The sequence below is a fragment of the Micrococcus sp. KRD128 genome, from assembly GCF_017168395.1.
Taxonomy (GTDB): domain Bacteria; phylum Actinomycetota; class Actinomycetes; order Actinomycetales; family Micrococcaceae; genus Micrococcus; species Micrococcus luteus.
Genome location: NZ_JABFAX010000013.1, coordinates 44,940 through 65,693, shown reverse-complemented (window position 1 = coordinate 65,693; position 20,754 = coordinate 44,940). Strand labels below are relative to the sequence as shown.

Annotated in this window: 19 protein-coding genes and 1 pseudogene; 8 read left to right on the top strand and 12 right to left on the bottom strand. The window is 75.5% G+C overall.

The window, feature by feature from the left end; genetic code table 11:
- Window positions 1–192: hypothetical protein (locus J1M44_RS05780; protein ID WP_206480731.1), on the top strand; the 192-nt coding region annotated here is incomplete at its 5' end.
- 23 nt (window positions 193–215) lie between these two features.
- Here the strand turns inward: J1M44_RS05780 and J1M44_RS05775 are convergent.
- A complete protein-coding gene (locus J1M44_RS05775) occupies window positions 216–1,670 on the bottom strand; it encodes an L-lactate permease (protein WP_136940559.1) in 1,455 nt (484 codons plus the stop codon).
- An 83-nt stretch (window positions 1,671–1,753) separates the two neighbouring features.
- Between J1M44_RS05775 and J1M44_RS05770 the strand changes: the two genes are divergently transcribed.
- From J1M44_RS05770 to J1M44_RS05755, 4 genes and pseudogenes are all read left to right on the top strand, one after another.
- Window positions 1,754–2,908 carry an NAD(P)H-dependent flavin oxidoreductase gene (locus J1M44_RS05770; RefSeq protein ID WP_206480730.1) on the top strand — a complete coding sequence of 385 codons (1,155 nt, stop codon included), beginning with the start codon at window positions 1,754–1,756 and terminating at the stop codon, window positions 2,906–2,908.
- 65 nt (window positions 2,909–2,973) lie between these two features.
- Window positions 2,974–4,383 carry a DUF7134 domain-containing protein gene (locus J1M44_RS05765; RefSeq protein ID WP_206399765.1) on the top strand — a complete coding sequence of 470 codons (1,410 nt, stop codon included), beginning with the start codon at window positions 2,974–2,976 and terminating at the stop codon, window positions 4,381–4,383.
- A 56-nt stretch (window positions 4,384–4,439) separates the two neighbouring features.
- Window positions 4,440–5,120, top strand: a pseudogene (locus J1M44_RS05760) (response regulator); the annotation flags it as partial.
- 232 nt (window positions 5,121–5,352) lie between these two features.
- Complete coding sequence (locus tag J1M44_RS05755) at window positions 5,353–5,619, top strand: hypothetical protein (RefSeq protein ID WP_060775145.1); 267 nt, start codon at window positions 5,353–5,355, stop codon at window positions 5,617–5,619.
- Between the two features lie 13 nt (window positions 5,620–5,632).
- On the opposite strand, the gene J1M44_RS11690 is transcribed toward J1M44_RS05755, so the two are convergent.
- Entirely contained in the window at window positions 5,633–5,914 is a 282-nt protein-coding gene (locus tag J1M44_RS11690) for an SbtR family transcriptional regulator (protein WP_240755380.1), read from the bottom strand.
- Complete coding sequence (locus J1M44_RS11685) at window positions 5,911–6,189, bottom strand: TetR/AcrR family transcriptional regulator (RefSeq protein ID WP_240755381.1); 279 nt, start codon at window positions 6,187–6,189, stop codon at window positions 5,911–5,913. The genes J1M44_RS11690 and J1M44_RS11685 overlap by 4 nt, the downstream gene beginning before the upstream one ends.
- A gap of 165 nt (window positions 6,190–6,354) precedes the next feature.
- Here J1M44_RS11685 and J1M44_RS05745 point away from each other — a divergent pair, with 165 nt between their 5' ends.
- Window positions 6,355–7,188 carry an ABC transporter ATP-binding protein gene (locus J1M44_RS05745; protein WP_206480729.1) on the top strand — a complete coding sequence of 278 codons (834 nt, stop codon included), beginning with the start codon at window positions 6,355–6,357 and terminating at the stop codon, window positions 7,186–7,188.
- Window positions 7,189–7,190: 2 nt separating this feature from the next.
- Window positions 7,191–9,725, top strand: a complete 2,535-nt coding sequence (locus J1M44_RS05740; RefSeq protein WP_144824519.1) for an FtsX-like permease family protein — start codon at window positions 7,191–7,193, stop codon at window positions 9,723–9,725.
- A gap of 157 nt (window positions 9,726–9,882) precedes the next feature.
- Here the strand turns inward: J1M44_RS05740 and J1M44_RS05735 are convergent, their stop codons facing one another.
- From J1M44_RS05735 to J1M44_RS05715, 5 genes are all read right to left on the bottom strand, one after another.
- Window positions 9,883–10,893 carry a bile acid:sodium symporter family protein gene (locus tag J1M44_RS05735; protein WP_144824518.1) on the bottom strand — a complete coding sequence of 337 codons (1,011 nt, stop codon included), beginning with the start codon at window positions 10,891–10,893 and terminating at the stop codon, window positions 9,883–9,885.
- A 118-nt stretch (window positions 10,894–11,011) separates the two neighbouring features.
- A complete protein-coding gene (locus tag J1M44_RS05730; RefSeq protein ID WP_206480728.1) occupies window positions 11,012–12,007 on the bottom strand; it encodes a hypothetical protein in 996 nt (331 codons plus the stop codon).
- A 178-nt stretch (window positions 12,008–12,185) separates the two neighbouring features.
- The gene (locus J1M44_RS05725) at window positions 12,186–14,069 is read right to left on the bottom strand and encodes an ABC transporter transmembrane domain-containing protein (protein WP_206480727.1); all 1,884 of its coding nucleotides are present in this window, start codon (window positions 14,067–14,069) and stop codon (window positions 12,186–12,188) included.
- A 58-nt stretch (window positions 14,070–14,127) separates the two neighbouring features.
- Window positions 14,128–14,598, bottom strand: coding sequence for an NUDIX hydrolase (locus J1M44_RS05720; protein ID WP_060775137.1), 471 nt, complete (start codon window positions 14,596–14,598; stop codon window positions 14,128–14,130).
- 25 nt (window positions 14,599–14,623) lie between these two features.
- The gene (locus J1M44_RS05715; RefSeq protein WP_342356573.1) at window positions 14,624–15,460 is read right to left on the bottom strand and encodes a LysE/ArgO family amino acid transporter; all 837 of its coding nucleotides are present in this window, start codon (window positions 15,458–15,460) and stop codon (window positions 14,624–14,626) included.
- A gap of 69 nt (window positions 15,461–15,529) precedes the next feature.
- Between J1M44_RS05715 and J1M44_RS05710 the strand changes: the two genes are divergently transcribed.
- Entirely contained in the window at window positions 15,530–16,453 is a 924-nt protein-coding gene (locus J1M44_RS05710; RefSeq protein WP_206480726.1) for an ArgP/LysG family DNA-binding transcriptional regulator, read from the top strand.
- Between the two features lie 93 nt (window positions 16,454–16,546).
- Here J1M44_RS05710 and J1M44_RS05705 read toward each other — a convergent pair whose 3' ends face one another.
- The 4 genes from J1M44_RS05705 to J1M44_RS05685 form a co-directional block, all read right to left on the bottom strand.
- A complete protein-coding gene (locus tag J1M44_RS05705) occupies window positions 16,547–16,972 on the bottom strand; it encodes a WGxxGxxG family protein (protein WP_060775135.1) in 426 nt (141 codons plus the stop codon).
- A 140-nt stretch (window positions 16,973–17,112) separates the two neighbouring features.
- The gene (locus tag J1M44_RS05700; RefSeq protein WP_342356572.1) at window positions 17,113–18,690 is read right to left on the bottom strand and encodes a HAMP domain-containing sensor histidine kinase; all 1,578 of its coding nucleotides are present in this window, start codon (window positions 18,688–18,690) and stop codon (window positions 17,113–17,115) included.
- Window positions 18,691–18,784: 94 nt separating this feature from the next.
- A complete protein-coding gene (locus J1M44_RS05690) occupies window positions 18,785–19,513 on the bottom strand; it encodes a response regulator transcription factor (protein WP_065572949.1) in 729 nt (242 codons plus the stop codon).
- Window positions 19,514–19,847: 334 nt separating this feature from the next.
- Window positions 19,848–20,591 carry a ubiquinone/menaquinone biosynthesis methyltransferase gene (locus J1M44_RS05685; protein ID WP_065572675.1) on the bottom strand — a complete coding sequence of 248 codons (744 nt, stop codon included), beginning with the start codon at window positions 20,589–20,591 and terminating at the stop codon, window positions 19,848–19,850.
- Window positions 20,592–20,754 lie beyond the last annotated feature (163 nt).

Below are 20,754 nucleotides of genomic sequence, written 5' to 3'. Positions count from 1 at the left end.
GCCCCCGCCGAGGAGCGCCCCGGCTTCCTCGTGACCCTCGGAGGCGTGCTCGCGACGGTCGCGACGCTGATGCTCACGTCCCGGCACACCGAGCTCGCGGACGTGTGGCGGATGCTGCTGGCCGCGGGCGTGGGCGGGGTGACGGCCACGGCGCTCGCGACGCTGCAGGCCGCCCTGCGCCGACGGGGGTGAGGGGGGCCACGGGGCGCCGCGCGTCACCGAGGCAGCAGGAACCAGCCCATGACAGCCATGCCGAGGATGCCGGCGAGCATGGCCGGCAGCAGCACCACGAACAGGTTCCGCCGCGTCACGGTCCAGCCGGGCATCTGCGGCGACTGCGCCCCCGCGGCCATGCCGTGGGCCACCTGGATGCGGGCGGGTCCGGCGACGATGCCCCAGCCGGCGGCCGCGTTGTGCAGGCCGTTGGACCAGGGCGGGGGGACGCCCAACGCGGCGCCCGTGTCCATCTGCAGGGGGCCGATCAGGGCCATGGCCCCGGTGTTGGAAGCCGTGATGAAGCCGGCGAATGCGCCGAGGAACGGCATCGCCACCAGGTAGGACTCCCCCATCCCGCTGAGCGCGCCCGCGAGCGCCTGCGAGACCCCGCCGGCGGAGAGGATGAGCCCGAACGCCACGTAGAGCGCGTTGGGGATGGCGGTGCCCACCCACAGCTTCCCGGCCTCGCGGGGGACGCGGCGGCGGGCGGCGGCGTCGAGGGGGAGCAGCCACACGCCCACGCCCACCGCCACGAACGCCCACAGCGCCGGCGTCCCCACGAGGGCCGCCGTTCCCTCGAGTCCGAAGGCTCCCTTCACGGTGGTGCCCAGCACGGTGCCGGCCATGAGCGTCAGGTACGGCACCACGTCCCGCCCCGGTCCGGGCAGCAGCCGGCCGCCGCGGATCACGAGCAGCCAGGCCACGGTGAGCACGAAGGTGGCGACGGCGCCCGCCGGCGCGGTGCCGACCACGAGGTTCGCCCCCAGGATCAGCGCCCACTGGGCGACCCCGGAGAGCACGGCGACGCCGAGCCAGGGCAGCGTGCGGGCCGGGCCGGCGTCGACCCGCATGCCGCGCGCCCCGCGCAGCAGCAGCACCGTGGCCACGCCCGCCACCAGGCAGGCCGGCAGGTTGAACACCGCGGCGGTGACCCCGATCTCCCGGAAGTCCAGGCCGAACAGGCGCGCGCCCATGAGCGTGCCCGGCGCCATGGACCCCCACGGCCCGATGGTGAGCGCGAGGATGGAGATCAGCGCGGACCGGAACGCCGTGTAGCCCAGTCCCAGCAGCAGCGGCACGCCCACGATCAGGGAGACGCCGAACCCGGTCACGGTCTCGAGGAACGGGATGACGCCGTGCACCATGAGCAGCGCGGTCGCGATCGTGGGGCCGTTGCCCGCCGACAGCCACGCGGCCAGGCGCGCGTGCCCGCCCGAGTACTCCATGACGCGGGACAGGGTGATGCCGCCGGCGATGATCGCCAGGATCTCGAGCAGCGTGGGCACGCCGGCGCCGATCGCGCCGCCCAGGTCGCCCGGGGCTACGCCGGAGGCCGTGAGGGCCAGCAGCACGGCCACGGCCGTCCCGGCGGCCGGGGCCACCCACGCGGGCAGCCGGGTGAGCAGCAGCACGAGGGTGAGCAGGATGGGCGAGAGCGCGAGCAGCACCTCCACGCCGCACCTCCCTCTCCTCGTGTACCCCGCCCCACTGTAGGCGCGGGGTGGGGCCGACACCCCTCCCCCCTACGCTGGGGGTCATGACGCAGCCATTCCCCCGCGACGACGTCACCCGCGCCCGCCTGATCCCGCCCGTGCCCGTGGCGGTGGCCCCGATGGCCGGCGGGCCCTCGACCCCGGAGCTGGTGGCCGCCGTCGTGGGCGCCGGCGGCGGCGGGTTCCTCGCCGGCGGCATGCGGACGGCCACGCAGATGCGCGCGCAGGTGGACGCGCTGCGCGCGCTGCTCGGCGCGGAGGGGCCGGACCGCTGGGGCGTGAACCTGTTCGTCCCGGACGCGGTGAACACGGCGATCCCCGCCGCCGCACGCACGGAGGCGGCACGGGCAGCGCGGGCGGCGGCGGTCGCCGCGTACCGGGCGGACCTGACGGCCGACGGCGCCGCCGACCTGCCCACCGCCGCGGACGTGGTCCCGGACCCGGACGCCGAACGGGCCGACTTCGACGCCCTGCTCACCGCCGCCGAGGAGCAGGCGTGGCCGCTGGTCTCCTTCACGTTCGGCCTGCCGGCCGCGGACGTGTTCGCCCGGCTGGCCCGCGCGGGCATCCCGGCCGGAGCCACCGTGACGGACGCGACCGAGGCGCGGGCCGCCCTCGAGCACGGCACCGCGTTCCTCGTGGTGCAGGGCCACCGCGCCGGCGGGCACCGGGGCACGTCGGACCCGGCCGCGGAGCCGACCCGCGCCGAGCTGCCGGCGGTGCTGGCGGCGGTGCGCGACGTCGTCGGGACGGGGGCCGCGAGCGCCGTGCCCGTGGTGGCCGCGGGCGGCGTGGGCACCGCCCAGGACGTGCGGGCCCTGCTGACCGCCGGTGCGGACGCCGTCGCGGCCGGCACCGCGTTCCTCCTCACCCCGGAGGCAGGCACCTCGGCGGCGCACCGTGCCGCCGTCACGGCGTGTGCGGCCGGGACACGCTTCTCCGCCGACGACGGCCGGGCCCGCACCGCCCTGACCCGCGCCTACACGGGACGGTGGGCGCGGTCGCTGGCCACCGCGTTCATGGCGGAGCACCCGGACGCCCCCGCCGCATACCCCGAGGTCAACGTCCTGACCAAGGGGCTGCGCGCCGCCGCCGCGGCCGCCGGCGACCTCGAGCGCGTCCACCTGTGGGCCGGCACCGAGGCGCACCGGGTCCGTGAGGCGCCGGCCGCCGACGTCCTCGCCTCTCTCGCGCCCTGAGGACCGCCCCGGATCATCCCGCGGACTGACGCCGGCTCCTCGGCCTGCTGCCTAGGCTGGCCCGCGTGAACCCCCTGCGCCGCCTCGACCAGTGGACGCGCCTGCACCCCGTGCGCACGGACGTGATGGCCGCCGCGGCCCTGTTCACCGTGCTCGTGGCGCTGCCGTGGATCGCGCTCGGGCCGATGGTCGCCCCCGACCCCCAGGGCCGGCAGACGGCCGTCTCCCTCCTGGCCGGGGCCGGCATGGTCCTGCCGTGGGCCGTGCGTCGGGTGCGCCCGGTGGCCTCGGCCGCCGTCGTGACGGCCGCGGCCGTCCTGCACCTGCTCGCCGGGCCCGAGTTCAGCCTGTCCCTGCTGATGGTGCCGCTCACCGTCTACAACCTCGCCGCGAACGCGCCCCGGAGCATCTCCGTGGCCGGGCTCCTCATGGGGCTCGTCGGCGGCGTGGCCAACGGGGTGAAGGTGTGGCTGTTCCCGGCGCAGTTCGTCACCCCGGACGGCCTCACCGTCCGCTCCCCCGCGGAGCCGCTGGCCATGGTCATCATGGCGATCGGCTGCGGGCTCATGGTGCTCACCGCGTGGGCGTTCGGCGACGTCGTGCGCAACCGCCGCCTCACCGTGCGCGCCCTCGAGGACCGCGCCCACCGCCTCGAGGTGCAGTCCCGGCAGGAGCGCGAGCTCGCCGCCGCCGACGAGCGCAGCCACATCGCCCGGGAGATGCACGACATCGTCGCCCACTCCCTGCAGGTGATCATCTCCCAGGCCGACGGCGCCCGGTACGCCGCCGCCGCCAAACCCGCACTCGCGGTCACCGCGCTCGAGACCATCGGCCAGACCGGCCGCTCCGCGCTCGCGGACATGCGCCAGCTACTCGGTGTGCTCCGCGAGACCGGCGAGACCGTGGCCGGGGTGCCCGGCGTGGCCGACGACGACGCCCGGCGGCCCGCCGCCGACGGCGTCCCCGCGCGGCCTGCCGACCCCGCACCGGACCGCGCGGACCCCGCCGGGACGCGTCCCGACGTCGTCGCCGCCCCCGACGGCCGCGGCGCCCGCCTGCCCCCGGGCCGCCGGCCCCAGCCGCGGCTCGCGGACCTGCCCGCGCTCGTGGAGACGATGCGCCTGTCCGGACTCGAGGTGTCCCTGCTGGAGACCGGCACGCCCCGCCGTGCGCTGCCGGCGGGAGGTGAGCTGGCCGCGTACCGGATCGTGCAGGAGGCGCTGACCAACACGCTGCGCCACGGCGGGCCGGACGCGGACGCGTTCGTCACGCTCGCCTGGACGGCGCGCGGCCTGGACCTGCAGATCGACGACGACGGCTGCGGCGCCGCCGCCGACCCCGCCACCCGGGGCAGCGGCCAGGGTCTGCGGGGGGCCGCCGAGCGGGCGGCCCTGTTCGGCGGGACGCTCGAGACGGGGCCGCGCGTCGGGGCCGGGTACCGCGTGTCCGCCCACCTGCCGTACTCGGCGGTGTGAGGGGTGGCCGCCCCCGTCCTGCCCGCTCACCCCGCCCGACTTGAGAGGATGACCCCATGAGCTCCGACGAGACCGTCCCCGTCCGCGTGGCCCTGGTGGACGACCAGGCGCTGATCCGCTCCGGGCTGGCCATGCTCGTGGACTCGCAGCCGGACCTGACGGTCGTGGCGGAGGCGGGGAGCGGGCGCGAGGCGGTGGCGTCGGTGTCCGTGGCGGGCGCCGACGTCGTGCTGATGGACGTGCGCATGCCGGAGATGGACGGCATCGAGGCCACCCGCGCCCTGCTGCGCCGGCCGGACGCCCCGCGCGTCGTGGTGCTGACCACCTTCGACCTGGACGAGTACGCGTTCGACGCGATCGAGGCGGGCGCCAGCGGCTTCCTGCTCAAGGACGCCCCGCCCGAGGAGCTGCTCGCCGCGATCCGCACCGTGCACCGGGGCGACGCCGTGATCGCCCCGTCCACGACGCGCCGGCTCCTGACGCACATGGCCCCGCGCCTGCGCTCGGACCAGGTCCGCAGCGCGGAGTGCGAGGAGCAGCAGGCGGCCGTGGCGTCGCTGACCCCGCGCGAGCGCGAGGTGCTGGTGCTCATGGCGCAGGGCGCCGCGAATCTGGAGATCGCCGCCGAGCTCGTGCTCTCCGAGGCCACGGTGAAGACGCACGTGGGCCGGGTGCTGGCCAAGCTCTGCGCCCGCGACCGGGTGCAGGCCGTGCTCATCGCCCACCGCGCGGGCCTCGACGGTCGGCCTGGGCGGCGGGGCCCTTGCCTGAGGCCTTCCCCAGGCAACTGTCAGCACAATCACAGGTCATACCTGGGTATGAGTCAGGCGCCCCGAGGTTCATCCTCATGGCCCTGCCGGTGCGCCCACCCGCTCCGCGATGCTGGACGCAGGCCCCGCAACGGGCCCGCCGCCGGGGTGCACGCGCCGACGGCCGCCCCGGCCCGACGCGCACTGGAGGAGAGGCACCATGACCGGCAGCATCCTGGACCACCCCACCCCGACGGCGTCCCGCGCCTCCGACGCGGCCGCCGAGCAGGCGCAGCGGGACAGCGAATGCGTGGCCTTCTTCGTCGCGCTGGTGACGGCCGCCGTCGTGATGCTGGGCCTGAGCCTGTTCACGGGCGTCGAGGGGCTGCTCCGCCTGGCACTCACCGCGGGCGCCGGCCTGCTCGCCGGCGCCGTCGCGTGGGCCACCGCCCGCCCCGTCCTGGAGGACGACGCCTCCGGCGACTGACCGTGCCGCGCCCTCAGGGCCGCAGACCGCGCAGGTACGTGTCCAGGAGCCAGGTCTGCTGGTCCGGGCCGTGGCCCGGCAGCTCGCACTCCGGCGACCGGGTGACCATGAGCAGGCCGAACAGGTAGTCCGCCCCGGTCACGCCCGGGCCCACGAGCCCGGAGCGCTGCGCTTCGGCCACCACCTGGTCCGCGAGCTCGAGGATCACACGCTCGGCCTCGGCGATGAGGGCCTCGGGCGGCCGGTCGGCGGGGTCGAAGTCGTCCCGGGCCGCCGCGAGCGAGGCCAGGTTCACGGCCCCCAGGTCCTCGGCGAGCCGCCGCCGCCGTGCTCGTCCCCGCCTGTCCCGTCGAGGAAGGCCTGCAGGATCCCCCCGATGCCGGCCACGACGTCCTCGAGCACGGCGTCCAGCAGGTCCCGACGCGTGGGGAAGTGCCGGTACAGCGTGCCCACGCCGACCCCGGCCTCCTGCGCCACCCCGCGGAGGGACATCGCCGCCCCCTGGGTGGCGATGAGACGGCCGGCGGCCGCCAGCAGGTCCTGGCGGTTGGCGCGGGCGTCGGCTCTCATGTCCCCATCATCCCACTCCGCCCCGCACCGCCCGGCGGCGGGGACCCGACGCCCTCGGGTCCACGCCCCGCCGGCCCGCCTCATCCCCGGGCATGACCCGCCGCCCGCGGAGGTGGTCCCCTCCTCCGATCCGCTCCGCCGGGTCCGCGCGGGAGGGTGGCCGTCATGGACACCCCCCGCACCGCCTCCCCCACGACCCCCGGCCCCGTCGCGCCGGGGCCGGGCACGCCGTCGTCGTCCGCCACCACGACGACGGCGCCCGCCGTCTGCGCCCGCGGTCTCACCCGCGCCTACGGACGCGGTGACGCGCAGGTGCACGCCCTGCGCGGGGTGGACGTGGACTTCGCCCCGGGCGCGTTCACCGCGATCATGGGGCCCTCGGGCTCGGGCAAGTCGACGCTCATGCACTGCCTGGCCGGGCTGGACGCGCCGACCTCGGGCTCCGTGAGGATCGGCGGCACCGAGATCACCGGGCTGGACGACACCGCCCTGACCCGCCTGCGCCGCGACCGCGTGGGCTTCGTGTTCCAGGCCTTCAACCTCGTGCCCACGCTCACGGCCGAGCAGAACATCGTGCTGCCCCTCGAGCTGGCCGGCCGCACCCCGGACCGCGCGTGGCTGGAGGAGATCACCCGGGCACTGGGCCTCGCGGACCGGCTGGGCCACCGCCCGCACGAGCTCTCGGGCGGTCAGCAGCAGCGCGTCGCCGTCGCCCGCGCCCTGCTCACCCGACCGGACGTCGTGTTCGGGGACGAGCCCACCGGCAACCTGGACACCGCCACCTCCGCTGAGGTGCTCGGCCTGCTGCGCCGGTCCGCGCGGGAGATGGGCCAGACCGTCATCATGGTCACCCACGACCCCGTGGCCGCCTCCGCCGCCGACCGCGTCGTGCTGATCGCGGACGGCCACCTGGCCGGCGAGCTCGTGGACCCCACGGTCGAGTCCGTCACCGCGGCCCTGACCGCCCTGTCCGCCCCGGCCGAGGGCGGGGTGCGCTGACCATGTGGACCGTCGCCCTCTCCCAGCTGCGCACCCAGCCGCGCCGCTACGTCTCCCTGGTGCTGGCCATCCTGATCGGCACCCTGTTCCTCGCGGCCTCCTTCCTCGTCTCCTCGACGGCGCAGGCCACCCTGCGCGCCACGCTCGGCAGCACCTACGCCGGCGCCGACCTCGTGGTCCTGCCGGGCGGGTCCGAGGACGTCTCCGACCTCGCCGGCACCGGTGCCGAGCCCGGCCCGCTGGCCCGCCTGGACGGCGTCGAGGAGGCGTACGCCCTGCGGATGGCGTGGGCGGCGGCCCGCGCCGCGGACGCCGAGTTCGGCGCCGCGGTGATGCCCCTGCCCCGCGACCCGGCCCTGGCGGGCCTGACCGTGACCGCCGGCGCCCTGCCCGCCGCCGACGACGCCCGCGGCGTCACCCTCGACGCGCAGACCGCGGACCGGCACGGGGTGGCCGTGGGCGACGTCGTCGCGCTGGCGGGCGAGTCCGGGCCGGCCCCGACCACCACGCCGGTGGACGCCGTGGTCACGGGGCTGACCGAGCCCTCCCCCGACCCGATGCTCTCCGGGCAGGCGCAGGTGTGGGCCTCGCCCGCGGCGCTGACGGCGGTGCAGGGCGAGGACGGGCAGGCCGGGTTCACCCCCCACCTGCTGCTGCGCCTGGCCGAGGGGGCGGACGTCCCCGCCGTCGCCGAGGCCGCCCGCGCCGAGGCCACCGCGGCCGGGGTGGACGTCGACGTCGCGACCCCGGACGAGGCCGTGCGCTCGGCGGTGACGCAGCTGAGCGGCGGCACCGACCTGCTGGGCTGGGTGCTCGGCGGCTTCGCGGCGCTGGCCCTGCTGGTGACCGCGCTGGTCATCGCGAACACCTTCCAGGTGCTCGTGGCCCAGCGCACCCGTGACCTCGCGCTGCTGCGCACCATCGGTGCGACGACGGCCCAGGTGCGGGCCTCCGTGCTGACCGAGGCCGCCGTCGTGGGCGTGGTGGGCTCCGTGCTGGGCGCCGGGCTCGCCGTGGCGATCGTGGCCGGCGTGGCCGCGGCCGCCCGCGCGATGCTGGACCTGCCGTTCCTCACGTTCGGGCTGCACCCGGTGGGGCTCGCCGTCTCGGTGGCCGTGGGTGTGACGGTGACGGTCCTGGCCGCGCTGGCCCCCGCGGTGGCCGCGACGCGCGTGGCCCCGCTCGAGGCCCTGCGGCCCAGGGACGAGGTGACCGCCGGATCGCGCGGCGGCCGGGTCCGCACGGCGGTCGGGCTGGTGCTGGCCGTCGGCGGCACCGCGCTCATGCTGGGGGGTGTGTCCGTCCGGGAGCCGGTCTCGGCGATCGGCGGCGGCGCACTGTCCTTCGTGGGCGTGCTGCTGCTGGCGCGGCTGTTCGTGCCCGCCGCGGTGCGGGGGGCGGCGGTGCTGGCCCGTCCGGCCGGCGTCCCCGGCCGCCTGGCCGGGCTGAACGCGATCCGCCATCGGTCCCGGACCGCCGCCACCGCCGCAGCCCTGCTCGTGGGCACCACCCTCGTGGCGCTGTTCCTCACCGGCGGGCGCACCGCCCAGGAGCAGACGGCCCTCGCCCTGGACACCGCCTACCCGGTGGACCTCGTGGTGCAGCTGCCCGCCGACGCGGACCCGGCCCGTGCGGCCGAGGCCGTCGCCGCCACGGCGGACGTGCAGGCGGTGGCCCTGGCCACCCCCGTGGGCACCACGGAGAACGGGTCCCCCGTGCTGGCGACGCCGGCCGCGGACCTGCGCGCCGTCGTCGCGCGCCTGCCCGAGGGCGTGACCGGCCTCGGCGACCCCGGCACGGCGCTCGTGCCCGACTGGGTCGACACGGATCAGGTCCGCGCGGAGGTGGTGGGGACCGCCCGGATGTTCGTCCCGGTGCGCGCAGGCTCGCTGAGCTCCGGCGTGTACGTGGCGGCCGAGCCGCTGCACGAGGCCGGGTGGGACGGGGCCGCGGGCGCCGCCGTGCCGGGCCAGCTGCTCGTCGCGCTCGACCCCGGTGTCCCCGTCGACCGCCTGCAGGGCCTGAGCGAGGACGTGACCCGGGCCGCGGGTGCCGGGGCGGCCGTGATCGACGGCGGGGCCGGCGAGCACGCGCTCTACGCCCGGATCATCGACGCGATGCTCGGGATCGTGGTGGCGCTGCTGGCGGTGTCCGTGCTGATCGCGCTGATCGGCGTGGCGAACACGCTGAGCCTGTCCGTGATCGAGCGGACGCGCGAGAACGCGCTGCTGCGGGCCCTCGGCCTGACGCGAGGCGGGCTGCGCGGGACGATCGCGATCGAGGCCGTGCTGATCGCGACCGTGGCCGCCGTGCTGGGCTGCGCCCTCGGGGTGCTCTACGGCTGGGCGGGGGCGCAGCTGGTCCTCGCCGACCTCTCCGCGACCGCGGGCGCCGGGACCGCGGTGCGCCCGGCCGTGCCGTGGCTCGAGCTCGGGCTGGTGGTGGCCGTGGCGGCGCTGGCCGGGCTGGCGGCGTCGCTGCTGCCCGCGCGTCGGGCGGCCCGGCTGAGCCCCGTGGCGGGCCTGGCCGCGGTGTGATCGGGCGGGGCGCGGTGTGAGCGGGCGGGCCGCGGTGTGAGCCGGGCCACGCCACGGCCCTCACTCGTGCGCTGCCCGGCGGCCGGCGTCGTCGTCGACCGTCCGGAATCGTCTGCGGAACTGACCCTTCGGGGGGTCCGATCCCGCCTCAGAAGGGTCAGTTCCGCTGACGATTCGCCGGGGCCGAGCCGGGGGCGCCCGCGGCCCTGCGGCCGTCGGAACGGCGGTAGGCCATGGCGAGCACGGCCCCGGAGAGGTTGTGCCAGATCGAGAACACGGCGCCCGGCAGGGCTGCCGCCGGCGAGATGTACTGCGCGGCGAGGCCCGCGGCCAGGCCCGAGTTCTGCATGCCGACCTCGATCGAGACCGTGCGCGCCACGGGCGTGGGCAGCCGGAACAGCTTCGCCGCGCCGTAGCCGAGCAGGTAGCCGAGCCCGTTGTGCAGCACCACCGCGGCGAACACCAGCAGGCCCGCCGACAGCACACGGGAGGCGCTGTTCCCGACGACGGCGGCCACCACCAGCGCGATGAACACCACCGAGACCCACGGCAGGGCGGGCAGCACGCGGTCGACGACGCGGCGCAGCAGCAGGCGCACGACGAGTCCGCCCAGGACCGGCAGGAGCACGATGTTCACGATGGACTTGGCCATGGCGCCGCCGTCGACGGCCATGTACTGGCCGGCCAGCCACAGGGTGAGCAGCGGCGTGAGCAGCGGGGCCAGGAGCGTGGACACGGAGGTCATGGCCACGGAGAGGGCGGTGTCGGCGCGGGCGAGGTAGCTGACCACGTTCGAGGACGTGCCGCCCGGGGCCGAGCCCACGAGGATCACGCCCGCCGCGAGCTCGGGCGGCAGCTGGAGCACGACGGCGACGCCGAGCCCCAGCAGCGGCATGATCGCGTACTGCGCCACCACGCCCAGCAGCACGGGCAGCGGCCGGCGGGCGACGAGGCCGAAGTCCGGAAGGGTCAGCGTCAGGCCCATGCCGAACATGATGATCCCGAGGAACAGGTTGACCTGGGGCAGCAGCGTCTTCGCGGCGGTCGGGGCGAGGAAGCCCACGAGCGCGGCGGCCAGCACCAGCAGCGGGAAGACGGTGACGGCGATGCGCGCGGAGCGGTCTTCCGCGCGGCGGGCGTCGGTGGGGGCGGGATCCGGTGCGGTCATCCCGTCATGGTAGGAGCGCGACCGCGGTGCGTCGTCGCGTGACGCGGCGCCGTCGTCGGCCTTCCGGAATCCGCTGCGCCCCTGACCCTTCTGGACGTCCGCTCCCGCCCCAGAAGGGTCAGTTCCGCAGACGATCCTCCGCGCCACCGGCGTCGGGACCGCCACGCTCCGCGATTGCGGCCCGCACCAGCGCCGCCGTCTCGACGAATCCCCGCCACCGGTCCGTCCCCGCCACCCGGATGTTGAGCCAGCCCTGACGCAGGAACACCGCGTCCCGGCGGGTGTCCTTGCCGACCTGCGCGGCGCCGTCGTGGGTCTTGCCCTCGTAGTGGATCGCGATCCGCCACCGCCGGTAGCCGAGGTCCGCGCTCGCGGGGTGCCACAGCGAGTAGTCGGGGTCCCAGAGCTCGATCTGCAGGTCCGGCTCGGGCAGCCCCGCGGCCATCAGCGCCAGGCGCAGCTCGGTCTCGGCCGGGGAGTCGGACCCGGTGCGCACGAGTGCCAGCGCCTCCCGCGCCCGCACGATCCCGGCCTCTCCCGTGTGCCGCTCGAGCGCGGCGTCGAGCTCGCGGCGGGTGGCCAGCGCGACCTTCCCCCGCCGCTCGTCCTCCCGTGCCAGGCGATCCCCGACCGCCACGAGCGCGTCCCGGTCCAGGACGGTGGCCAGGTGGAACCAGGTGTCGGCGTGCGAGGTCCACCGCAGCCCGTGCAGCCGGTCCCGCCGCACGATGAGGCGGTCCAGGTCCACGAGCCGGGTGCGCACGCCGGGCTCCCGCAGCACCCGGCGGGTGCGGGACCGCAGGACGGTGGGGCGCGTCCGGGCCTGGACGTCGTCCGGGAGGGGCCAGCCCAGCAGCCGGGCCACGGACTCTCCGGTCACCACGACGTCGGGACGCATCGCCGCCAGGTCCTGCAGCCGGGACAGCTCGGTGGCGAGGGGACGCGCGGGCGGCGTCACCCCGGTGACGGGACCGATCCAGCGGTAGTGGCCGTGCGCGACGCGTTCGACGTCCCGGCTGCGCAGCCGCGACCCCGACACCCCGGCGGCCAGCGCCTCCGCCCGCGTGAACGGGGCGTCCTGGAGGTGGGCGGGGAAGGGTCCGGGCACGCGCATGGCCCCGATCCTGCTCGCTCCCGACGCCGGCGGGCCCGGTTGTCCACAGGCCGTGCGGCGGCGCCGGGCCGACGTCGTCGTGGGCGTGCTGCCGAGTGCGGGGAATCCGTTGCACATCTGACCCTTCTGAGCCGCCGCGCAGCGCCCGGAAGGGTCAGATCCGCAGAAGATTCCGGCCTCAGCCGCTGAGCCCGTACTCCTTCAGCATCTTCCGGGCCTCCTGGGTGCCGGCCCTCTGCAGCTCGAGCAGCTGCGCGTAGATCCCGCCGGACTCGGCCAGCTCGGCCGGGGTCCCGATCTCCTGCACCTGCCCGCCGCGCAGCGTGACGATCCGGTCGACGGACGCGATCGTGCTCAACCGGTGCGCCACGATCAGGCTCGACCGTCCCACCATCAGGTCCTCGAGGGCCGCCTGCACGAGCCGTTCGGACTTCGTGTCCAGCGCGGAGGTGGCCTCGTCCAGCACGAGGATCGGCGCGTCCTTCAGCACGGCCCGCGCCACCGCGATCCGCTGCTTCTGCCCGCCGGACAGCCGCAGCCCGCGCTCGCCGATCACCTGTTCGTAGCCGTCGTCGAACGCCTCCACGAACCGGTGCGCGTACGCGGCCTCGGCGGCGGCCCGGACGCGTTCGTCGGAGGCGTCGGGGTCCGCGTAGGCGATGTTCTCGCGCACCGTCCCGGAGAACAGGCTCGGCTCCTGGAACACGGTGGCGATCCGCCCGCGCAGCGTGGCCAGGTCCAGCCCGGCGACGTCCTGTCCGAACACCTCGATGCGTCCGCTCGTCACCGGGTACAGCCCCAGCAGCAGGTGCGCGATGGTCGACTTCCCGCCGCCCGACTCGCCCACGAGCGCCACCCTGGCACCCTGCGGGATGTCGAAGGACACGCGGTCCAGCACGGGGCGGGAGGCGTCGGCGTCGTAGGCGAAGGAGACGTCGTCGAAGCGCACGGCCGGCACGTCCGCGGGGACGTCCGGCGCACCCGGCACGACGTCGGCCCGCGGCTCCGCCGGCGCGCGCGGCGCCTCCGCACCCGCCGACTCCGCACTCGCGCTCGCCACCGCGAGTGCCGCACCGCCGGCCCGCTCACGCTCCTCGGCGAGCACCTCGAAGTAGTCCTTCGACCCGGCGACGGCGCGCTGGGCGGAGTCCACGAGGAAGCTCATGGAGAAGATCGGCTGCCGGGCCATGTTCATCAGCTGCAGGAGGATCACCATGTCGCCCACGGAGAACAGGCCCTGCGCGGTGCGGACGAACACGATCAGGTACATCGCGCCGAAGGCCACGTTGAGGGCGAGCCGGCGCCCGGCGTCCATGCCGTGCCAGAACCGGGACTGCTGGCGGGTGATCCCCACGGTCCGCAGGAACCGGTCGCGGAACCCGGCGAGCTCGTGGTCCTGCCGGTTGTAGGCCCGCACGACGGACATCTGCGAGACCACCTCGGCGAACCGCCCCGAGGCGATGTCCACCTCCGTGTTCTTCTCCCCCTCCCACACCTGCCACTTCGCGGAGGTCCGCGCGGTGAGCCACATGTACACGGGGAAGACGACGGCCAGCAGGATCGCCAGCGGCCACCAGTAGAACGCCGTGATCACGAGCACCGCGGCGGTGGTGATGAGCATGGTGAACGCGTTGTTCGCGAAGAACTGCAGGAACTGGGTGAGCTCGTTGATGGTGCGGTTCAACCGGTTGACGACCCGCCCGGTGATCGCGGTGTCGAAGTACCGCTGGGGCAGGTGCAGCAGCTGCTCGAAGTACCGCGTGGAGAGGATGGTGCGCATGCGCGCGGCCATCACGTCGCCCCAGTAGCCGCCCACGCTCACCACCAGGGTGGTCGCCACCTCGACGGCGAGGAACGCGACCGCCAGCCAGGTCACCGCGGTGACGGCCTCGGCCACGTCGGTCTCCCCCGCGACGGCGGCGACGATCCGGTCCGTGGCCGCGCCGATGAGGAACGGGGTGGCCAGGGCCAGCACCGCGGCCAGCACGGAGCTGACGGCGATGCCGAGGTAGAGGCGGTGGAGCTGGGGCGCGAAGCGCAGGATGCGGAGCAGCGACGTCACCGGGCCAGGCTAGTGGCCGGTGCGGACATCAGCGCGGGCCGGTCGGCCCGCCTGGAGGTCAGAACGGGGGCGCTGCGGCGACGGCGGCCAGCACGGGGTGCAGCAGCGGGGCCACGCCGTGCCCGCCCGGTGCGGCCGGGGCGGCGGGGTCCATCCAGTGCAGCTCGACGATCTCATCCGTCGGCTCGGGGACCTCGTGCCGGGCGACGGGCCGCCACAGCGCGAACACCTCCGAGTGCAGGGCGGCGCCGGGCTCGTTGGCGGCGGCGGTGTCCCACGCGCCGAGGCGGGTCAGCTCGTCCGGGCGCAGGCGCAGCCCGGTCTCCTCGGCCACCTCGCGGACGGCGGTGTCCACGGGGGCCTCGCCGGGCAGGTGCTTGCCGCCGGGGAACATGAACATGGCGGTGCCGGCCTTGCGGACGGTCAGCACGCGGCGGTCCGGGCGGGCCAGCACGACGGCGGAGACGCGGATGACCTCCCCGGCCGCGACGGTCGGCGTGCGGGCGGAGTCGGAGGGGGAAGGACTCATGCTCCCATCATCCTCCCCGCGCGGCTCAGAGGAGCGTGAGCCCCACCTTCACGGCGATTCCCAGCATGAGCACGCCCACCACGGCGTCCACGATCCGCCACGTCCGCGCCGAGTCCATGGACGGGGCAAGCTTCGTGCCGCCCCAGCCGAGCGCGGTGAACCACACGAGGGAGGCCGCCACCGCACCGCCCACGTACGCCCACTTCGCCGCCCCGAACGTCTGCGCGAAGGTGCCCATCATGACCACGGTGTCGAGGATGGCGTGCGGGTTCACCAGGGAGACGGACAGCGCCAGCAGGATGATCCGCGGCAGCGGCGTCTGCGCGCGGTCCAGCGCCACGCGGCGCGGCTGCACGCGCTGCCGCACCGCCACCGACCCGCTGCCCGAGGGGGCGCCGACGCCGGGCGCGCCGTCGTCGTGCTGCCCGACGCCGGCCCCGGCCGGCTCGCGGTCGCGCTCGGCCAGGCGGCCGGTCGCCGGGTCGATCAGGGGCAGCTCGCCGGTGAGGACCGCGAGGTCCATGCGGTCGGGCCCGTGCCCGGTCCCCGCGGCGTCCGCGGCCGCGGTGCTGAGGGTCCGGTCCCCGCGCCAGGCGGAGCGCAGCGCGCCCACGGCGAACGCGAGGAGGTAGACCACGCCGGCCACGGTCAGCGCGGGCACGAGCCACGGCCAGCGTTCGGCCACCACGCCCACGCCGCCGGCGCCGAGCACGAGCAGCGCCACATCGGCCACGAAGCACACGGTCAGGACGGTCCACACGCGGTCGCGCCGGACGATCTGGCGCAGCAGGAACAGGGTCTGCGCGCCGATGGCGACGATGAGGGCGAGGTAGGTCAGGAATCCGGTGGCGAAAATGGTCACCGAGCGAGGATAGGAGCCGTCCCACGTCCGTGCCATCGCGATCTTCTTCAAGATCTGAAGACATCCTTCATGGCCACCCCTACCCTGGACCGCATGAACTCCGACCACCTGCGCGCCCTCGTCGCGGCCGTCGACCACGGCACCTTCGACGCCGCCGCGGACTCCCTGCGGATCTCCGGCTCGGCCTTCTCGCAGCGGATCAAGGCCCTCGAGCGGCAGGTGGGCCAGGTGCTTCTGGCCCGCACCGTCCCCGTCCGGCCGACCGCAGCCGGAGAGCGCCTGCTCCGACTCGCCCGGCAGACCCTCGCGCTCGAGGACGAGGCGCTCGCCGCGCTCGGCCGGGGCGACGGCGGTCGCGTGCCGCTGCGCGTGGCCCTCAACGCGGACTCCCTCGACACGTGGTGGGAGCCCGTGCTGCGCGAGGCGGCGACGTGGGACGACGTCGTCCTGCAGATGCAGTCCGAGGACCAGGAGCACACCGCCGTCCTGCTGCGGGACGGCGCAGTCGTGGCCGCCGTGACGGACGACCCCACGCCCGTGGCCGGGTGCAGCTCCACCCCGCTGGGCACGATGCGCTATCACGCGGTGTGCGCGTCCTTCCTGCTGGAGCTGCACCGCGACGCGCGGGGCCGGGTCGACTTCGGCACGCTGCCGATCGTGGACTACGGCCCCCGCGACGGCCTGCAGCACACGGTGCTGCGCCGCGTCACCCGCGGCCGGCCCGTGGCCGACCCGCCGACCCACCTCGTGCCCTCCGTGCACTCCTATCTGCGGGCGGTGGAGCTCGGGCTGGGCTGGGGCATGCTCCCCTCGGTGCAGATCCCGCCGGGCGTGCTCGAGGGCCGCCACCCCGATCTCGAGCCGATCCCGGCCCTCGGCGCGGTCGACGTGGACCTGCACTGGCAGCGCTGGACGGCCGGGACCGCAGCCCTGGACCGGCTCACCGACGCGGTGCTTCGTGCTGCGCCCTCGGCGGGGGACGCCGCGGACTGAGGAGCGCATTCAAGACCCGCCCGGACGCGCCGCGACCCCCGCCTCAGGGGCGGGGGTCGCGGTCACGGGCCGCTCGGGGCGGCCGGGGTCGGGTCAGCGGGCGTCGCCGGTGCCCGGGCGGCGGGTGGCGTCGCCCAGGGTGCCGTCGGCCTCGTGGCGGCGGGCGTCCACGCCCTCGGTGCGCACGTCGCCGGCGCGGTCGTCCACGCGGTGCACGTCATGGTCACGGTGCGCGCCGGCCACGTGGTGGTCGCGGCGCACGGGCTCGGCGTGCACCTCACGCTTGCGGCGACCGGCCAGGCCCGCCAGGCCCAGCAGACCGGCCAGGCCCCACAGGCCCCAGTTGCCGTTGTCGTCCTTCTCCTCCTCCTGGGGGGCGGGCGACTGGGAGGCCGGCGCCGTCGTGGCGGTCTCGGTGGCCGGGGCCGTGGTCTGCGCGACGGCGGCGGGGGCGCCGAGGCCGGTGACGACGGCGGCGCCGAGGGTCAGGGCGGTGGCGGTGCGGCGGATGTCAGTCATGATCGTGCTCCTCTCACCGGTGGCCTGCGCCGACCGGCGTCGGGGGATCGACCGGAGGTCCCGGACGACCCTTTCTGGGTCATGCACGAGCACCGTACGCACAGGAGGGTGGGGGTCCGTCAACGGTTGCCGACCCGGGGTCAGGGCCGGCCGGCCCGGGCGGAGCCGCAGCAGGGGCCCGCAGCCCCCGGCCCGGCGCGCCCCGGGGTGCAGGGCACGACGACGTCGAAGCGCGTCCATCCGTCCTCGGACGCCACGGCCACGTCCCCGCCATGGCTGCGCGCGATCGAGCGCACGATGGCCAGACCCAGACCCGTGGACGGCTCCGTGCCCGGGGCGCTCGACCGGCCTTTCCCGGGGCCGCGGACGAAGCGGTGGAAGAGGGTGGCGTGCCGGTCCGCCGGGATGCCGCCGCCGTCGTCGTGGACGCTGACGAGCATGAAGCCGGGCCGGGGCTGGTCCTGCCGCACGGAGGCCGTGACGGTGGTCCCGACGGGGGTGTGCTTGGCCGCGTTGGAGAGCAGGTTGCCGACCACGCGGGCCAGCTGCGACCGGTCGCCGGTGACGGACCGCTGGGTGCCCGGCTCCGCCCCCTCGGGCAGGTCCACCACCCACGTGTGGTCCGGCCACGCCGCGCGGGCGTCCATCACGCCCTCGAGGACCACCTCGGACAGGTCCACCTGTTCGGCCAGCGCCACCTCCCCGGAGGGCTCCAGGCCCATGGCCCGGCCGCGCGAGACGGACTCGAGCCGTTCGAGCAGGAGCATGTCGTCCACGAGGGCGGCCATCCGGTCGGCCTGGAACAGCACCCGGCCGAGCGACCGCCGGCCGGTCGCGGAGAGCTCCTCCGTCATCGCGATCATCTCGGCGTAACCGCGCACCGAGGCGAGCGGCGTGCGCAGCTCGTGGGAGGCGTCCGCCATGAACCGGCGCATGTGCTGCTCCTGCACGCGGCGCTGCTCCAGGGCCGCCTCGACCGAGCCGGTGAAACGGTCGAGCGCCTGGGCGACGACGGCCACCTCGTCCGGCCCCTGCAGGAGCCGAGGCGGCATGCGTGAGTCCTCCGGATCGAGCCCGGCGTGGGCCATGTCCGCCTGGGCGACCCGCTCGGCGACGGCGGCGACCTCGCGCAGCGGGGCCAGGCCCCGACGCAGCCACAGGGTCACCAGGATCGCGGTGGTGAGGACGGTGACGGACAGTCCGACGGCGACCGCGACCAGCGCCTGGCGCGCGACGTCGGACATGGCGCCCGTCGGCGCCCCCACCACGAGCACCTGGTCCGCGGCCACCCAGGGGCCCGGCGCGCTCAGCAGTTGGGCCTGGACGCGATAGCCGACACCGCCGACGACGGCGTCGAGCATCGGCCCACCCGGCCGGTCCCGGACGGCGCGCAGAAGGTCGTGGGCCTCCCGCGCCGTGAGCGGCACGGACTGCCCGGCGTCACCGACCCGGTGCCCGGTGAGGGCGTCCTGCCGATGCTCCTCCAGACCGGAGAGCGGGACGAGCGCGACCACCGTGCCCTCGGGCTGGCCGAGGGTGCCTGGCGCGCGCAGGTACCCCTCCCCGGGGCCGACGTCGTCCCCTCCGCCCGGCGAGGGGGCCGTCAGCTGCTCCGAGGCGCGGATCCACGCTTCGGAGGCGTCCCGGGAGGCGGATTCGGCCAGCAGGGCCTTCGTGATGCCGGCCGCGAAGAACGAGTAGGCCAGGATGGTGGCCACCAGGATCAGAAGGACGCCGGCGCCGATGCGTCGGGCCAGCGACGTGGGTCGCGTGCGGCGGGTGCTGCCGTGCCCCGACGGGACCGCGACGGTCTCAGGCAGGCCGGATGACATACCCGGCGCCGCGGATGGTGTGGATCATGGGATCCCGGTCCGCGTCGATCTTCTTCCGCAGGTAGGAGATGTACAGCTCGACGATGTTCGCGCGGCCGCCGAAGTCGTAGCCCCAGACGTCCTGCAGGATGCGCTCCTTGGAGAGCACCGTGCGGACGTTGGCCATGAGGAACTTCAGCAGGTTGTACTGCGTGGCCGTCAGCTCGATCTCGTCGCCGCCGCGGGTCACCTCGTGGGTGCGGGTGTTCATCACCAGGTCGCCGACCACGAGCACCTCGGAGCCGCCCGAGACCACACCGGAGCGCTGCACGAGCCGGTGGGCGCGGATGAGCACCTCCTCCATCGAGAAGGGCTTGGTCACGTAGTCGTCGCCGCCGGCGGCCAGGCCCGCCACACGGTCCTCCGTCGCGTCCTTGGCGGTGAGGAACATGGCGGGCATCTCCGACCAGTGGGCGCGCAGGCGCTCCAGGACGTCCAGGCCGTCCATGTCCGGCAGCATGACGTCCAGGATCGCCAGGTCCGGCCGGCCGGCGGTGCCCAGCTCGACGGCGGTCGCGCCGTCGTGGGCCACGATCACCTCCCAGCCGCAGAGGGTGAAGCCCATGGAGAGCAGGTCGGCGATCATCGGCTCGTCGTCCACGACGAGCACCCGCACCGGTGCGCCGTCCGGGTGCGAGAGCTCGGGCAGGACCTCCTTCAGCTCTGCCATGGATGACGGGCCGGTGGTGCTCTGGATGGGGCTCACAAAGTTCCTCTACGTTCGGGAGACGGTTCACGGTGCCCACGCGGACGTCGCGGGCTGCGGGGGACGAGCGCCTCGCGACGGAGGGGCGACGCCGTTCCGGGGGATGGCGGACGGGCGGCGACCGGAGGCCGGGGGGTGCGCGGATCCCCCCTCGACGGAGCCCCATGCTACGCGGATCAGCCGGGTCGGCCCAGAGTCTTCTCGGATTGCGGACATCAGCGTGACTCGTCACAGCCCTGACGCATCCGGCGGCGCCACCGGGGCCGCCCTGTGCTGACGCCGCGCCGCGTGGCCGGCGTCAGTCGACCGGCTTCATGGCCCAGTGCGTGGCCAGGGTGCCGAACATGTGGGTCTCGTGGCCGATGTTCACGAAGCCGGCCTCGGCGAAGAGGTCCGCGACCTCGTCCGGCGTGTGGAACGCCTTCGTCGAGGAGGACAGGTACGCGTAGGCCTCGGGCCGGTCGGCGATCAGCTTCGCGAGCTGCGGCATCACCCGGTGGATGTAGAAGGAGGAGAACGGCTTGAGCACGTTGTCCGGCGCCGGCGACGTCTCGAGGGCCGCGACCCAGCCGCCGGGGCGCAGCACGCGGAACTGCTCGGCGAGAGTCGCCGGGATGTCCGCGACGTTGCGCAGCAGGTAGCCGTGGGTCACGGCGTCGAACGAGCCGGCCTCGAACGGCAGGTCCGTCGCGTCCGCGACGACCCACTCGATGCGGTCCCCGCCCGCGCGGGCACGGCCGACCTCCATCATCTCGGCGGCGATGTCCGCGCCCACCACCTGTGCGTCGGGGTGCTGCTTGAGCACCTCGAACGCGAGGTCGCCGGTGCCGGTGGCCAGGTCGAGCACGCGGGCCTGCGCCGGGATGTCGGCCCGCGCCACCGTGTGGCGCACCAGGCGCGGCTCCTGACCCCAGGTCATGACGGCGTTCATCAGGTCGTAGCGGCCGGCGATGGCGTCGAACATCGCGGAGACCCGGTCGTGGTGGTCGGCGGCGCCGCGCTGGGCGTCGCCGCGTGGGGCGGGGAGGGGGTTCTGGCTCACCAGACCACCGTATCCCGCCCACCTCCCCCGACGACGCCCCTCCCCGGGATTGCACAGGGGCGTTAGGTTGCCCTAACCTTCCAGAGTTACCTCACGTCGATGTTCGCTAATGTCGGCCCCCAGGGCCGCCGCCCTCCCCGACCGCTGTCTCTTATACACCTCT